The organism is Micromonospora sp. WMMD975, assembly GCF_029581215.1.
Classification (GTDB): domain Bacteria; phylum Actinomycetota; class Actinomycetes; order Mycobacteriales; family Micromonosporaceae; genus Micromonospora.
The window spans coordinates 3,457,281-3,470,993 of the sequence record NZ_CP120739.1 but is presented as its reverse complement, the minus strand read 5'-3'; the positions used below and the strand labels follow the sequence as shown (position 1 = coordinate 3,470,993).

10 protein-coding genes are annotated in these 13,713 nt (G+C 72.8%); 3 read left to right on the top strand and 7 right to left on the bottom strand.

The window, feature by feature from the left end:
• Positions 1-6: 6 nt before the first annotated feature.
• The 6 genes from O7613_RS14880 to O7613_RS14855 form a co-directional block, all read right to left on the bottom strand.
• Entirely contained in the window at positions 7-837 is an 831-nt protein-coding gene (locus O7613_RS14880; protein WP_282289062.1) for an ABC transporter ATP-binding protein, read from the bottom strand.
• Entirely contained in the window at positions 834-1,817 is a 984-nt protein-coding gene (locus O7613_RS14875; RefSeq protein WP_282289061.1) for an iron ABC transporter permease, read from the bottom strand. Before O7613_RS14875 ends, O7613_RS14880 begins: the two co-directional genes overlap by 4 nt.
• Before the next feature lie 372 nt (positions 1,818-2,189).
• On the bottom strand, positions 2,190-3,485 hold the full coding sequence (locus tag O7613_RS14870; protein ID WP_282289060.1) for a pyridoxal-phosphate dependent enzyme: 1,296 nt from the start codon (positions 3,483-3,485) through the stop codon (positions 2,190-2,192).
• Positions 3,467-4,864, bottom strand: coding sequence for an alanine racemase (locus O7613_RS14865; protein ID WP_282289059.1), 1,398 nt, complete (start codon positions 4,862-4,864; stop codon positions 3,467-3,469). Before O7613_RS14865 ends, O7613_RS14870 begins: the two co-directional genes overlap by 19 nt.
• Complete coding sequence (locus tag O7613_RS14860; protein WP_282289058.1) at positions 4,864-6,045, bottom strand: heavy-metal-associated domain-containing protein; 1,182 nt, start codon at positions 6,043-6,045, stop codon at positions 4,864-4,866. The genes O7613_RS14865 and O7613_RS14860 overlap by 1 nt, the downstream gene beginning before the upstream one ends.
• The gene (locus tag O7613_RS14855; protein ID WP_282289057.1) at positions 6,042-7,241 is read right to left on the bottom strand and encodes an aminotransferase class V-fold PLP-dependent enzyme; all 1,200 of its coding nucleotides are present in this window, start codon (positions 7,239-7,241) and stop codon (positions 6,042-6,044) included. The genes O7613_RS14860 and O7613_RS14855 overlap by 4 nt, the downstream gene beginning before the upstream one ends.
• A 375-nt stretch (positions 7,242-7,616) precedes the next feature.
• Between O7613_RS14855 and O7613_RS14850 the strand changes: the two genes are divergently transcribed.
• Positions 7,617-7,991, top strand: coding sequence for a (2Fe-2S) ferredoxin domain-containing protein (locus tag O7613_RS14850; RefSeq protein ID WP_282289056.1), 375 nt, complete (start codon positions 7,617-7,619; stop codon positions 7,989-7,991).
• A 34-nt stretch (positions 7,992-8,025) separates the two neighbouring features.
• On the opposite strand, the gene O7613_RS14845 is transcribed toward O7613_RS14850, so the two are convergent.
• Positions 8,026-10,071, bottom strand: coding sequence for a cytochrome c oxidase assembly protein (locus O7613_RS14845; protein WP_282289055.1), 2,046 nt, complete (start codon positions 10,069-10,071; stop codon positions 8,026-8,028).
• A gap of 127 nt (positions 10,072-10,198) precedes the next feature.
• On the opposite strand from O7613_RS14845, the gene O7613_RS14840 reads away from it, so the two are divergent.
• Both O7613_RS14840 and O7613_RS14835 read left to right on the top strand, forming a co-directional pair.
• Positions 10,199-11,206 carry a cytochrome c oxidase assembly protein gene (locus O7613_RS14840; protein WP_282289054.1) on the top strand — a complete coding sequence of 336 codons (1,008 nt, stop codon included), beginning with the start codon at positions 10,199-10,201 and terminating at the stop codon, positions 11,204-11,206.
• Positions 11,207-11,418: 212 nt separating this feature from the next.
• Positions 11,419-13,677 carry a heavy metal translocating P-type ATPase gene (locus O7613_RS14835; protein WP_282289053.1) on the top strand — a complete coding sequence of 753 codons (2,259 nt, stop codon included), beginning with the start codon at positions 11,419-11,421 and terminating at the stop codon, positions 13,675-13,677.
• Positions 13,678-13,713: the final 36 nt, after the last annotated feature.

Sequence of the window (13,713 nt, the reverse complement as noted above, 5' to 3'; positions counted from 1 at the left end):
GGTGGGTCATGCCGTGGAGGCGGCCGTGCTGCCCGCGTCGGCGTCGACGCGGCGGTTGGGCGGGTCGGCCGGGTTCAGGGCGGCGACGACCAGATGGGGCCGGCCGGTCAGCGGGTGGGTGGTGAACGCCCCCCGGACGCCGAAGACGTCCGTCAGCCGCTGTGGAGTCAGCACGTCGACCGGACCGCCGGCCGCGACGACCCGTCCGCCGCGCAGGAGCACCAGTTCGTCGCAGTAGGCCAGCGCGTGGTCGAGGTCGTGCAGGGCGCAGATGGTGGTGAGGCCGAGGTCGCGGACCAGGTCGAGCAGTTCGAGTTGGGCGCCGATGTCGAGGTGGTTGGTGGGCTCGTCGAGCAGGAGCACGGGCGTCTGCTGGGCGAGCGCCCGGGCGAGCAGCACCCGCTGTCGTTCCCCGCCGGAGAGCGTGGCGAACAGCCGGGACCGCGCCCAGGTCATGCCGACGCGTTCCAGCGCGCCTGCCACGACCTCCCGGTCGTCAGCGGTCTCCCGGTCGAGCAGGCCCTGGTGCGGCACCCGGCCCAGCGCGACCACGTCCCGGACGCTGAAGTCGTTGTGCAGTTCCTGGTCCTGGGTCACCACCGCGCGCAGCCTGCCGGCCTTGCGGGCGGGTAGGCGCCACACGTCGGTCTGCCCGATCAGGACCGCACCGCGATCCGGGCGGATCGCCCGGTAGATGCTGCGCAGCAGCGTGCTCTTACCGGACCCGTTCGGCCCGACCAGGCCGATGACGGCGCCGGTCTCGGCGGTGAGCGCGGCGTCGTCGAGGATGACGTGCCCGTCGATGGTCACCCGCAGGTCACTTGCGGTCACTCTCACCGGAGGGCACCCGCCCGTCGCCGCATCAGCCACAGGAAGAACGGCGCGCCGAGCACCGCGGTGAAGATGCCGATCGGCATCTCGTTGGGCCGGTCGAGCGTCCGCGACAGCAGGTCGACCAGAACCAGGAACAGCGCGCCGAGCAGCAACGACACGGGTACGACCCGGCGGTGGTCGGGGCCGACGAGCAGCCGTACCGCGTGCGGCACCATGAGCCCGACGAATCCGATGCCGCCGGCGACGCTGACGACGGTGGCGGTGAGCAGCGACGCCGCCAGGAGCAGGCCGATCCGCAGCCGGTTGACGTCGATGCCGAGGCCGGTCGCGGAATCCTCGCCCATGGTGAGCGCGTTGAGACGGCGGCCCTGGGTAGCCAGCCAGAGCGCACAGGCCACCAGGGCGACGGTGGGGGCCGGCAGGTCCGTCCAGGACGCGCCGGCGACCGAGCCCAGCAGCCAGAACATGGTGCCCACGAGTTCGGTCGGGTCGGCCCGCAACTGGACGTAGCTGGTGAGCGCCGAACCCAGGTAGGCGACCGCGACACCGGCGAGGATCAGCCGGGTGGCGGACACCCGGCCGGAGCGCTGGGCCAGGCCGAGCACCACGGCGACGGTGGTCAGCGCGCCCAGGAAAGCGGCGCCGGACACCCCGACGGTCGTGGTGAGCGCGGTGGCGGTGGTGAGCGCCACCACGGCGCCCAGCGACGCGCCGGAGGAGACGCCGAGCAGGTAGGGGTCGGCGAGGGGGTTACGCACCAACGCCTGCAGGCAGACACCTGCCACGCTCAGCCCGGCGCCGCTGACCGCGGCCAGCAGCACCCGGGGCGTCCGGAAGTCCCAGACGATCTGGTCGTACAACAGGTTCTGTTCGCTGTCGCCGGGTGTCAGGTGCGCCCAGGTGACCGCGACGACGTCGGCCAGCGGCACCGCGACGGTGCCGATCGCGATCGCCATGCTGGTGGCCAGGACGAGCCCCGCCACCAGCGTGGCGATCAGGAACGGTAGAGCCCGGTCCGAGAAGGGATGGGGCGCGCGGACCGCGCTGTCCCGACCTCGGCGATCGGTGCGACGGCCGGCACGCTCAACCGGCGGCGCGGAAGGCATCGCTGATCCGTGCCACCGCGACGGTGGTCCGCGGCTCGACGGGATCGCTCGGTCGCAGCATCTGAGGTTCGGCCCTTCCGGGTCACCTCCGCCGCGGCGGAGGTCGAGGTGGCGCCGCCCCGTGCCGGCATCACCGTTCTGCGGTGCGTCTCAAGGGGGCGGCACCTGGTTAGTCGGCGCGTCCACGGCGGCGGTTCCCGGCACTTTTCCCGCCATTGGCAGAGGGCCGCGCCGCGACCAGCGCCGCGCTCACCGGGCGCCGCGCACCTCCAGCGGCAGGCCGGCGTCGCGCCAGGCCACGATGCCGCCGGCGAGGCTCACCGCGTCCTGGCCGTGCCGGCGGGCCAGCGCCGCGATCCGCACGGAGCGGTCCCCGACCGGGCAGACCAGGACGACGGTGGCGCCGGGCGGGAACGGTGAGCCCTGCTCGAGTGAGTCCTCGAGTTGGTCGTCGCGGATGTTCAGCGAGCCGGGCACGTGCCCGATGCGGTAGGCCATGCCCCCGCGCGTGTCCACCACGACGACCCGTTCCCGGCGGGCGTGCAGCTCCTCGGGTTCCCACCGGGGCACCGCGTCCAGGTCGGCCGCCGTCGGGTGCCGGGCCGTTCCACCGAAGCGTTCGGGTCGGCGCTTGCGCAGGTAGGACAGGTACGACTCGACGCGGTCGCAGACGATGAACACCGCCCGGACCGGCCCCTCGCCCGGCGGTCGGCGGCGCAGCACGTCGAGGGTGGCCGCGTAGCTGGCCCCGCTGGTCGGCCCGCCCAGGACACCGTGGCGGGTGGCGAGCTCGGCGGTGGCGTCGACGGCGACGCCGGCGTCGACCGGGACGATCTCGTGGTAGAAGTCCGGTTGGAACAGCCCGACGTCCCACAGTTCCGTCTCGGAGCGGATGCCGGGGATGAAGTCGCCGCGGCGGGCCACGACCCCGACCGTACGCAGGTCGGGGTTGATCTCGCGTAGCGCGGTGGCGGCGCCGCGGGTGGATCCGGTGGTGCCGAGACCGCCGACGAGGTAGTCGACGTGGCCGAGGTCGGCGGCGATCTCGGCGCCGGTGCCGTGGTGGTGGGCCTCGATGTTGCGTTCGTTGGTGTACTGCGACAGGTGCAGGTAGGCGTCGGGGTCGGCGGCGAGGTGCTTCTCGATGACGCTGAACACGTCGTCGGGGGCGGTCGGGTCGGGGCATTCGGACAGGCCGGGCAGCTCGTGGACGTCGGTGCCGAGCCAGCGCAGCAGGTCGCGGATCTCGTCGACGCGGACCCGGTTGGTGTAGGCGCGCACAGCGAGCCCGTGCATCGCGGCGAGGATCCGCAGCGCCTTGGCGGTGTTGCCGCTGGACGCCTCGATCAGGGTGCGGCGTTGCGCGACGGCGGTGGGCAGTTCGTCGCGCAGCATGCCCCAGGCGACCCGGTCCTTGACCGACCCGAACGGGTTGTGGGATTCCAGCTTGGCGTAGAGCTCGACGTCGAGCAGCCCGTGGCGGGCCGGGTCGAGGCGCAGCAGCGGGGTGTCGCCGATCAGTTCGGTCACGTCGTGGTAGAGCATTCCTCGTCTCCGTCCGTCGTGACCGTGAACCGGCCGTCGGTGACCCGTACCGCGACCTTGGGTGGGCGGGGGTGCATGAGGGCCGGCGCGGCCGACAGGTCCATCTGGTAGGCGGCAGTGTTGACGAAAACCATCAGGTCTCCGGGGCGGGGCAGCGCCGGCAGCCGGACGAGGTGGTTGCTGACCATGTCGCGTTCCAGGCACAGGTTGCCGGCGAGGAAAACCTCGCAGGGGCCGCCGTCGGGCGTTCCGCGGTGCAGCACTGTCGGATCCAGCATGACCTCCTGGTCGGCCGGGGTGAGCATGTCGCGGCTCAGGTCCAGCGTCACCAGGGTGCTGCCGTCGGACGCCCGCTTGGTGAACTCGACTGCGGCGACGGTGAGGCCGGCGCCGTCGACGAGCGCCTTGCCCGGCTCGACCCACAGCTCCAGCATGCTCTCGCCGATGGTCTCGGCGACGGTGCGGCCACCGGTGAGCGGCCGGTCCAGCAGCTCGCGCAGTTGTTGCACGCCGGGGGTGGCGTTGGCGTAGCGGTGGAAGACCGGGGTGCCGCGCAGCGCGCCGGTCCGGTCGACCTGGTAGCCGAACGTGTAGTCGCCCCACCCGAGCCGGGGTCCGCGCCCGAGCAGCCCGCGCCGCAGCTCGCCGACGTAGGCGTCGAACTCGTCCGGGGCGGCCAGGTACGCCTGCCGGAATCCGCCGCCGATGTTGACCACCCGCGGGGTGAGTCCGTGGGTGTGGGCGCGTTCGACCAGACGCAGGGCGACGTCGACGGTGTGCACCTTCTCGTCGACGTCGGCGGTGTCCAGGTGGAACGAGACGCCGCGCAGGTCCACCGCGTCGGGGCGGGAGCGGATCAGGGTGAACACGTCGTCGAACTGCTCCGGTGTCATCCCGAACCGGCTGACGCGTCGGCCGCCGGCCAGGCGCAGCAGCACCGGCACCGGCCGCGCCGCCAGTTCGGTGAGGCGGTGCAGCTCCCACGGGTTGTCGACGTTGACCACCGGGCCGGCCGGGTCGACCAGCCGCCGCAGCAACCGTTCGCCCTTCGGCCCGGTGACCTCGATGCGGTCGTCGGGGAAGCCGCACTCGCGTGCCTGCGCGAGTTCACCGGCGGAGGCGACGTCGATGTCGACTCCCGCGTCGTGGGCCGCCCGCACCAGCGCCCGTGACTGGTTGGCCTTGTGCGCGTAGAAGATCCGGTACGGCAGACGGTAGCCGTCGAGGGCGTGCCGGAACGCCTCGACGTTGTCGGTCAGCACCTGGGGGAACACGACGTTGACCGGGGTGCCGTGCTGGGCGGTCAGGTCGAACAGTACGTCGGGCCGGTCGAGCAGTAACCCCGCCGGGGCGGTGAGGCGGGGCCGCGGTCCGCGCACTAGTCGGCCAGCACGGTGTAGCCGGAGTCGCGGACCGCCGCGAGCGCCCGCCGCCGGTTGCGCGGGCTGCGGAAGTCGGCGACGACGCGCTTGGACGCCAGGTCGACCTCGTGGACGGTGACGTCCATGGCTTCGAGGACACCGCGGATGGTCATCTGGCAGTGCTTGCAGTTCATGTCCGGCACGTGGAACACCCCGCCGGTGTCACCGTCGACGCTCGACGTGTCGTGCGGCTCCTCGACGACGTCGAGGCGGGCGACGACGGCGACGAACGTCTCGACGTAGGCGTCCACCACCGCCGGCAGCACGGTCGGCAGCGCCAGGCAACGGGGCCGCGTGCCCGGGTCGAGCAGCGCGTACTGCCGGGAGATCAGGTCGAGCTGGTCGTGGTAGCGGTGCACCGCGGCCTCGACGGTCAGCCCCTCCTCGCTGGTGGCCCGCGCCATCACCGCGTGCGCCTGCGCGATTGTCGCCTCCTTCATCCGCCGCAGCGTCTCGACGCTGCCTGCGGTGTAGCGCAGCGTGCCGTCCGGGGTGGCCTCCAGCCGCACCGGGATCATCCCGCGCCGGTAGGTGGAGGCCTGCAACTCCCAGTACCACTGGCTGGCCACCGCTGTGAACAGGCTCCCGCGGGCCATGGCGCGGGCGAAGGTCCCGGCGTCGTCGTGGGGTGTCTGCCCCGCCAGCAGGGCGTGCTGGGCGAGGGCCCGCCCGGTTGCCTCCACCCCGATGCGGAAGATGTCCCGCGGCTCCCGGTCGGTGGTGGTGCCGTCCAACACCGCCCGGTCGTCGTCCCCGAGGGCCGCGACGCGCGCGGCGAATCCCGGGCTGGCGTCCAGGCGCCGCCACAGCGCGAGCGTGGTCTCCCGGACCGCGATCGGCACGACCGGGCCGAGCCCGCCGGCCACGAAGTGCCCCGTGCTCGGCACGCCCGCGGAGTCGGTCCAGGTGATCCGGTGGGTGGCGCTGGTGACCTCGGCCGGGGTGCACGGCCGCATGAACCGCTCCAGGTAGAGCCGCTGGGACAGCGTCAGGTGACCGCCCGGCTCGGCGGCCAGCCGGTGTGACCGGAAGGGCACCGGTGCCGGCGCCGCCCACGGCGCCGTCGGCAACAGGTCGGATCCGGCGAGGTCGGCCAGGATCCGGGACGCGTCCGCGCGGTCGTAACGGGGGCTGGTCATGGGCGGTGGACCTCCTTCGCGATGTCCCGGACCAGGTCGGCCAGGCGGTCGACCTCGTCCGGGCTGGTGTAGGCGTGGGTGCTGACGCGCACGGAGTCCAGGTGGGCCGGTGCGCCCGGTAGGCAGTGGGTGCCGGTGCGCACGTACAGGCCGTGGGAGGCGGCCACGAACCCCACGTCGGCGGCCTCGATCCCGGCGATGCGGAACGAGACGATCCCGTAGCCGACGTCGCACGACGCCGCCGCCACCCCGGGCAGGAACTCGACCCCACGGACGGCGGCGAGCCGGTCGACGAGGCGGCGGGTCAGCGACCGGTCGTGCGCGGCGATCGCCTCGACGCCGATGTCGGTGACGACGTCGACGGCCGCGCCCAGCGTCGCGATGCCCACCAGGTTCGGGGTGCCGCCCTCCAGCAGCCGGGGCATGGCCGTGCCGCCGTCACCGCCGGGCAGGAACGGCATCAGCGTGTCGTGGTGCCGGCGGGCGACGTAGAGCGCGCCGATGCCGGGGGCGGCGAACATCTTGTGCCCGCTGAACGCCGCGAAGTCGGCCCGTAGCGCGCTGACGTCGACCCGCACGTGCCCGGCGCTCTGGCTGCAGTCGAAGCAGCGCAGCAGCGGTCGATCCAGCTCCTCCAGGGTGGTCAGCGAGCCGAAGACGTTGTGCAGGTGGCTGGTCGTGATCAGCCTGGTCCGGGGGCCGATCTTGGCTTCGACATCGGCGATGTCGGCCTCACCGACGGCAGTGACCGCGTAGGGGACGAGGTGGACGGTGACTCCGCGCCGCCCGAGGTGACGTTGCAGGTTGCGCCACGGCGCCACGTTCGACGCGTGGTCGAGCGGGTTGTAGAGGATCTCGTCGCCGTCGTCGAGGTTGGCCAGGCCCCAGCACAGCGCCACCGCGTTCAACGACGCCGTCGCGCCGGAGGTGAAGATGACCTCGTCCGGACCGGCGGCGCCGATCAGGCCGGCGATGCGGGCCCGGACGTCCTCCACCTGCCTTGCGGCGCGGGTGGCCCACGGGTAGGCGCCCCGGCCGGCGTTGGCGGTGCGGTCACCGAGGTAACGCCGCGCGGCCTCGATCACCACCGCGGGCTTCTGCGTCGTCGAGGCGGAGTCCAGGTAGGCCACTCCGGGGTTGGCGGCGAGGGCCGGGAAGCAGTCCCGAACCGTTCGGCCGCCGAGCAGCAGGGTCATTTCGCCTCCCGTCGACGCCCGGTGACGGCGGCATTCACCCTCATGCCCGTCCCTGCCTGTTGGTCGTCCCGCCGGCCAGGCGAGTTCCCCGGACATGATCGCCGATCGTGGTGCCCCGACTGCGGGTTGTCGCCGTCGTCGGCCGGCAGCGTCAACGTGACGGAGCGTGGCAGCCCCGTGGAGGTTGACGAGCTGTCGACGATGTGCGCACGCACCGCGACCGGATCGGGGGTGAAACCCCTGGTAGTCATCAGAACGAGGGAAAGTCGCGATCCGCGTGGAACCTCCGCCGGGGGCGTCACGACCATCACCACGGCGGGCGGTGGAGAGGTCTCCGCCGCCAGGGCCGTCACCGCGAGTGAGAGGGATGCGCCGATGCCACCCACCATCTCCACAACCGACACCCGTGTCGGGATCGTGCTCTGCGCGGGATGCTGCTGCGGGCGCACCGACCCGGAGGGCGCCGCGCCGCTGCGCGCCCTCTGCCAGGCGTCGCCCGACCTCGCCCGGGTGCGCACCAGTTCCTGCCTCGGCCGGTGCGACTACTCCGACGTGGTCGTCGTCCAACCCTCGCTTACCGGGCGTCGACGCGGCGGCCGTCCCGTCTGGTTCGGCTGCGCCGACGTGCAGACCGCGGCGCGGATCCGCGACTGGGTGGCCGAGGGCGGGCCCGGTGTCGCGCTGCTGCCCCGCGACCTGGCACTGCACAAGATCAGTGCGCCGGGCGCTGATGCGCCGCGAGCGCTCTGACGCCGCGTCGACCGCCCGACGCGGCGTAACCGGCTCACCCGCTGTGGGGCGAACCGACCCGCGGGAGGGCGTCACCGAGTGGGTCGGCGTCGAGGTCCATGCCCATCAGTTCGGCCTGGCCCCGCGCGCCGTGCCGCCCCCACCGCCACAGCAGCATGGCCAGCAGGAGAAGCATGCACGTCTCACCGATGGCCAGCGCCAGGTAGCCGCCGAGCCGCTGATCCGCGGCGAGGTCCCGCACCCAGGGCAGGTCCAGTCCGGTGTAGAGGTTCCCGCTGGCCGCACCGTTGCCGATCAGGTCGCCGCTGTTGAGGATCGCCGCCGCGAACGCCACACACAACGGCATGGCCGCCATCAGCGCGCCGAGGCGGAACAGCCCGGGGGTGGTGCGGGGGAGGGGATCGACACCGGCCACGAGCCAGGCGAACCCGAAGCCGATCACCAGGAAGACGGTGTGCACGGCGGTGTGGGCCCAGTGATAGCGGATCGAGAAGCCGAACAGGTCGGTGAAGTAGAGCAGGAACGGCGCCCCGGCGAACACCACAGTGCCGGCCAGCGGGTGGGTCAGCAGCCGGGCCACGATGCCGGTGCGTAGCGCCTCGGCCCACTCGCGCAGACCGGGCAGCCGACCGTCCGCCGCGGCGGGCAGGGCTGCCACCACCAGGGTGAACGGCGCGCCGAGGACCAGCAGCAGCGGCACCAGCATGCCCAAGAGCATGTGAGAGATGGTCTGCAGGCTGAACATGGCCGGGGCGTAGCGGCCCAGCCCGGACGAGGACACCACCAGCAGCGCCAGGCAGCCGAGGCTCCAGGCGAGACTGCGACCCAGTGGCCACCGGATCCCGGTACGGCGCAGCCGGCGGACCGCGACGAGGTAGCCGACTCCCAGGGCGACCGCCACCGGCGCGAACAGCACATGGAATCGCCATTGCCCCAGCAGCACCAGCGCGGTCGGCGCGTCGGTCAGCTCGTAGCCCAGCAGCGTCTCGTGCCCGGTGGGCTGGCGGAGTAGGAACTTCGGCGCCGACAGCCGGGTCAGGGCCACCGACAGCCCGTACGCGACAAGGAGCAGGATCAGCTCGGCGGCGACCAGCCGCAGCACCGACCCGGATCCGGTGACGGGCCGGCCGACCCGCCCGCTGAGCCGCACGAGCAGGAGCCCCAGGGTGGCCAGGACCGCGACCTTGGCGAGCACCACGGCGCCGTACCCGCTGGTCATGGCGGTCGTACCGGGGGCCAGGATGCCGGCGTCGAGCAGGCCGGAGGCGGCGACCAGCACCGCGCAGACCGCGGCGAGACGTCGATACCGGCGCCAGGCCTCCTCGCCGCGGCCGCCGCGGGCCCGCAGTACCGCCAGCAACGTGCCGACCCACACCGCGGCGGCCACCACGTGGATCATGAGCGCCAGGGTGGCCAGGTCGTGCCCGTCCTGGGAGGCGGAACTGCCGACGGTCAACGGCGGCAGCAGCCCGATCACGGCCACCACGAGCAACGCGGCGTGGGTTCGCCACTGCAACGCCCGCGCGGCGCCGACGGCGACCACCGCCGCGCAGCCGGCGGTGACCAGCCACGCCCTCGGCGCGCCGAGGGCGTCGACCAGGACGAGGAACGCGTCCGGTCGCAGCGCCCGGGACAACGGGAGGCCAGCCTTGTCCGCGGCGTCGACCGGTGCCAGGACCAGCGCGGCCGCGAGCCACACCGCGCCCGCCCGCGCCGCGGTCCGTCGCGCGGCGTACCCGGCCGGCGAGGCGACGCCGGAGGGCTGCGGCCGGGTGAGGAACGTCGCGAAGACCAGCGCGCCGACGCACACGGTCGCGCTGACCGTGGCCAGCAGCCGGAACAGTGCGGCGCAGGTGCGCGCCAGTTGACCCGGGTCGGCCACGCCCAGGGCCGCGTACGGTTGACCGACCAGGCCGGCCTGGACGGCGAGGCCGATCGCGAGCACCGCGAGCCCGCCGCCGGCCAGCCACACCCATCTGCCACGCGACCAGCGGGGGAGCGGGGCTCCGGCGGCGACGCGCCGCTCTGTCGGCCGGCTCGGGCGCTCACGCGACGGCGCGTCCTCCAGTTCGGTACCCATCAGCTGACCGACAGTCCTCTCCCGGTAGCGTCCTGACCGAATCGAATGTCGAGGGATGGCTGGCTGTCGCGTCTCGGCCGCGGGCGGCGAGATTCCTCACCCGGCACACGAGCGATCGTGAGATCAGATGACCTACTCGACACCGACCATCGGCGACGCCGTCTCCACCTGGAGCGCCGAACCTATCACCCTGGCGCTGGTCGCCGCCGCTGCCGCCGCGTACGCCTGGGGAGTGCTCCGGGTGCGCGCCGCCCATCCGGCGGGGCCGTGGCCATGGGGTCGGGCGGCCTGCTTCTACGCCGGGCTCGGGGTGATCGTCGTCGCCCGGCTGAGTCTCATCGGCACCTATGACGACGCGTTTTTCTGGATCCACATGATCCAACACCTGTTGCTGATCATGATCGCCCCGGTGCTGCTGATCCTCGGACGACCGCTGATCCTCGCCCTGCACTCCACCCGCAATCCCTGGCACACCAGGATCAAGCGGGTGCTGCGCTCACCCGTGGTCACGGTGCTCACCTGTCCGCTGGTGGCCGTTCCCGCCTACGCGGCGATCGTGGTGATCACCCACCTGACCTCGTTCAACACGCTCAGCATCGAGAACCCGGCAGTGGACGCGGCCGAGGAGTTGGCCTACCTGACGGTGGGTTACCTCTACCTGCTCTCCGGCTTCGGCGACGAGCCCATCCGGTGGCGGTTGTCCCGCCCCATCAAGATCGTGATCATTCTCTTCTCCATGCCGATCGACACGTTCACCGGCGTCGCACTGCTGATGACCACCACGCCCCCGTGGCCCGCCTACGCGCGGCACTACCCGGGCTGGGGCCCGGACCTACTCACCGACGTGCACTGGGGCGGAGCCATCATGTGGGTGGCCGGTGACGCGATCATGATGGTCTTCGTGGTCATCGCCGCGATTCCCTGGGTCCGCAACCTCGGCGGCGCCGGCGCCCGGTTGCGCTGGATCGAGGCGGCCCGCCGGCATAACATGGCCCGCTACCAGACGGCGTCGCCGGGACGGCCCGACGTGTCGCTGCGCCGCGACGTGGACGACGACGACATGGCGCTGGACGCCTACAACGACTGGTTGGCGCGGATGGCGGAACGCGATTCCGCACGCGCTCGCGAGGGATGACCGCCCGGTAGTTCGTGGACCCTCGACGGAGCGAATACTACGAGCGGTAGGATTCGGCCAGCGCGTCTCCCACGCCCGGGTCAGGCCGGCCCGACGGAAGCACACGGAGACGTTCGATCACTTCGAGGCCGCCGACCGCAGGTCACGTCGGCGGGCGCGCGACGCCGGGACACCCGACACGCGACCAGCCCCGACCAGAGACCGAGGCAGAGTTGAAGACTGTCACCGACACCCCGAACAGTGTCGAACTAGCCATCACCGGAATGACCTGCGGAGCGTGCGCGGCCCGGGTCGAACGCCAGCTCAACAAGCTCGACGGCGTCGAGGCGACGGTCAACTACGCGACGGATCGGGCCACGGTCCGGCTGGTCAAGCCGGTCCCCACTGCGGACCTGATCGCCAAGGTCGAGAAGGCCGGCTACCGGGCGGCTCCCGTCCGTAACGCCGACCCCGCGGACGAGGAGGACGCTCGCGTCGCTGACCTGTGGCGGCGGCTGATCGTCGCGCTGCTGGTCGGCGTGCCGCTCGCCGACCTGTCCATCACCCTCATCCTGGTACCGAGCATCCGCTTCTCCGGCTGGGAGTGGGTGCTGCTGGCGCTGGCGCTGCCGGTCGTGACCTGGTGCGCCTGGCCCATCCACCGGCGGGCGATCGCCGCCGCCCGGCACCGCACCAGCTCGATGGAGACCCTCGTGTCGCTGGGGGTGATCTCGGCGACTCTCTGGTCGCTCTACACCATCTTCGGACGCGACCGGGGCGAGGATCACCACGCCGGCGGCTGGGGGCTGCTCTTCCAGCCCGAGGGCTCCATCTATCTCGAGGTCGCCGCCGGCGTGGTCATCTTCGTCCTGGCCGGCCGGTTCTTCGAGGCGCGGGCGAAGCGGGCGGCGGGCGACGCCCTGCGCGGCCTCGCCGGTCTCGGCGCCAAGCACGCCACCGTGCTGCGCGACGGCGTCGAGCATCGGGTGCCGGCAGGGGACCTGCGCGTCGACGACGAGATCGTCGTGCGCCCCGGCGAGATGGTGGCCACCGACGGGGTGGTGCTCTCCGGCGCGAGTTCGATCGACACCAGCGCGATGACCGGCGAGTCGGTCCCCGCCGAGGTCGGCCCCGGCGAACCGGTGACCGGCGGGACGACGGTGCTGACCGGCCGCGTGCGTGTCCGCGCCACCCGGGTCGGCGGGGACACCCAGCTGGCGCAGCTGGTCCGGATGGTGGAGCGCGCCCAGTCCGACAAAGCCGACGTCCAGCGTGTCGCCGACCGTGTGTCCGGCGTCTTCGTACCGGCGGTCATCGCCCTGTCGATCGTCACCGGCGTGGGATGGGCGCTCGCCGGGGCGCCCGCCGAGCGGTTCATCGGCACCGCGCTGGCCGTCCTGATCATCGCCTGCCCGTGCGCGCTGGGCCTGGCCACCCCCACGGCCCTGCTGGCCGCGTCGGGCCGGGGAGCCCAGCTCGGCATCTTCGTCAAGGGACACCAGGCGCTGGAGTCGGCTCGCTCGATCGACACGGTCGTGTTCGACAAGACCGGCACCGTGACCACCGGCCGGATGGTGGTGGCCGACCTCTGGGTCGCCGACCACACCTCGCGCGCGAGCCTGCTCGCCCAGGCCGGAGCGGTGGAGAACGCCGCGGAACACCTCATCGCCCGGGCCGTCGCCGACTACGCCCGCGCCGAGGTCGGCGACCTGCCCGAGGCGGACGACTTCCGGGCGCTGCCCGGCCTGGGTGCCTGCGGCGTCGTCGCGGGCCGGCCCGTACTGGTCGGATCGCCCCGACTGGTGGAATCTTCCGGCATCCTGCTTGCGCAGGACGTGCGGGACCGGCGCGCGGCCTGGGAGAGCAAGGGCTGCACCTGCGTCCTCGTGGCGGTCGACGGAGCGGTGGCGGGCGCGCTGGCGCTGACCGACACGGTCAAGCCCAGCGCGGCGCCAGCGGTGGCGCGACTGCGGGCGGCGGGGCTGCGGACCGTGCTGCTGACCGGGGACAACCAGGCGACGGCGGCCGCGGTCGCCACCGAGATCGGCGTGGACGAGACCATCGCCGAGGTGCTGCCGGCGGATAAGGCGACGGTCATCGAGGGACTCCAGCGTGCCGGCCGCTCGGTCGCGATGGTCGGCGACGGCGTCAACGACGCTCCGGCGTTGGCCCGCGCCGACCTCGGCATGGCGATCGCGACCGGAACCGACGTGGCGATCGGCGCGGCGGACATCATCCTCGTGCGGGACGATCTGCGGACGGTGCCGGCCGCGGTGGTGCTGGCCCGGCGGACGCTGCGCACCATCCACGGCAACCTCGGGTGGGCGTTCGGGTACAACGTCGCAGCCCTGCCGATCGCCGCCGCCGGACTGCTCAGCCCACTGGTGTCCAGCGCCGCGATGGCGCTGTCGTCCCTGCTCGTGGTCTCGAACAGCCTCCGGCTGCGCAATTTTCGGCTGCCCTCCACCGACCGGACGGCGCGGACGAAGTAGCCACCCGCCGGGAACCGGACCCCACCGCGTGACCGA

Bases quoted from the DNA above. Each gene is read 5' to 3' on its own strand.
- O7613_RS14840 (WP_282289054.1), top strand. From the start codon at position 10,199: ATGACCTACTCGACACCGACCATCGGCGACGCCGTCTCCACCTGGAGC.
- O7613_RS14845 (WP_282289055.1), bottom strand. From the start codon at position 10,071: ATGGGTACCGAACTGGAGGACGCGCCGTCGCGTGAGCGCCCGAGCCGG.
- O7613_RS14860 (WP_282289058.1), bottom strand. From the start codon at position 6,045: ATGACCAGCCCCCGTTACGACCGCGCGGACGCGTCCCGGATCCTGGCC.
- O7613_RS14850 (WP_282289056.1), top strand. From the start codon at position 7,617: ATGCCACCCACCATCTCCACAACCGACACCCGTGTCGGGATCGTGCTC.
- O7613_RS14870 (WP_282289060.1), bottom strand. From the start codon at position 3,485: ATGCTCTACCACGACGTGACCGAACTGATCGGCGACACCCCGCTGCTG.
- O7613_RS14855 (WP_282289057.1), bottom strand. From the start codon at position 7,241: ATGACCCTGCTGCTCGGCGGCCGAACGGTTCGGGACTGCTTCCCGGCC.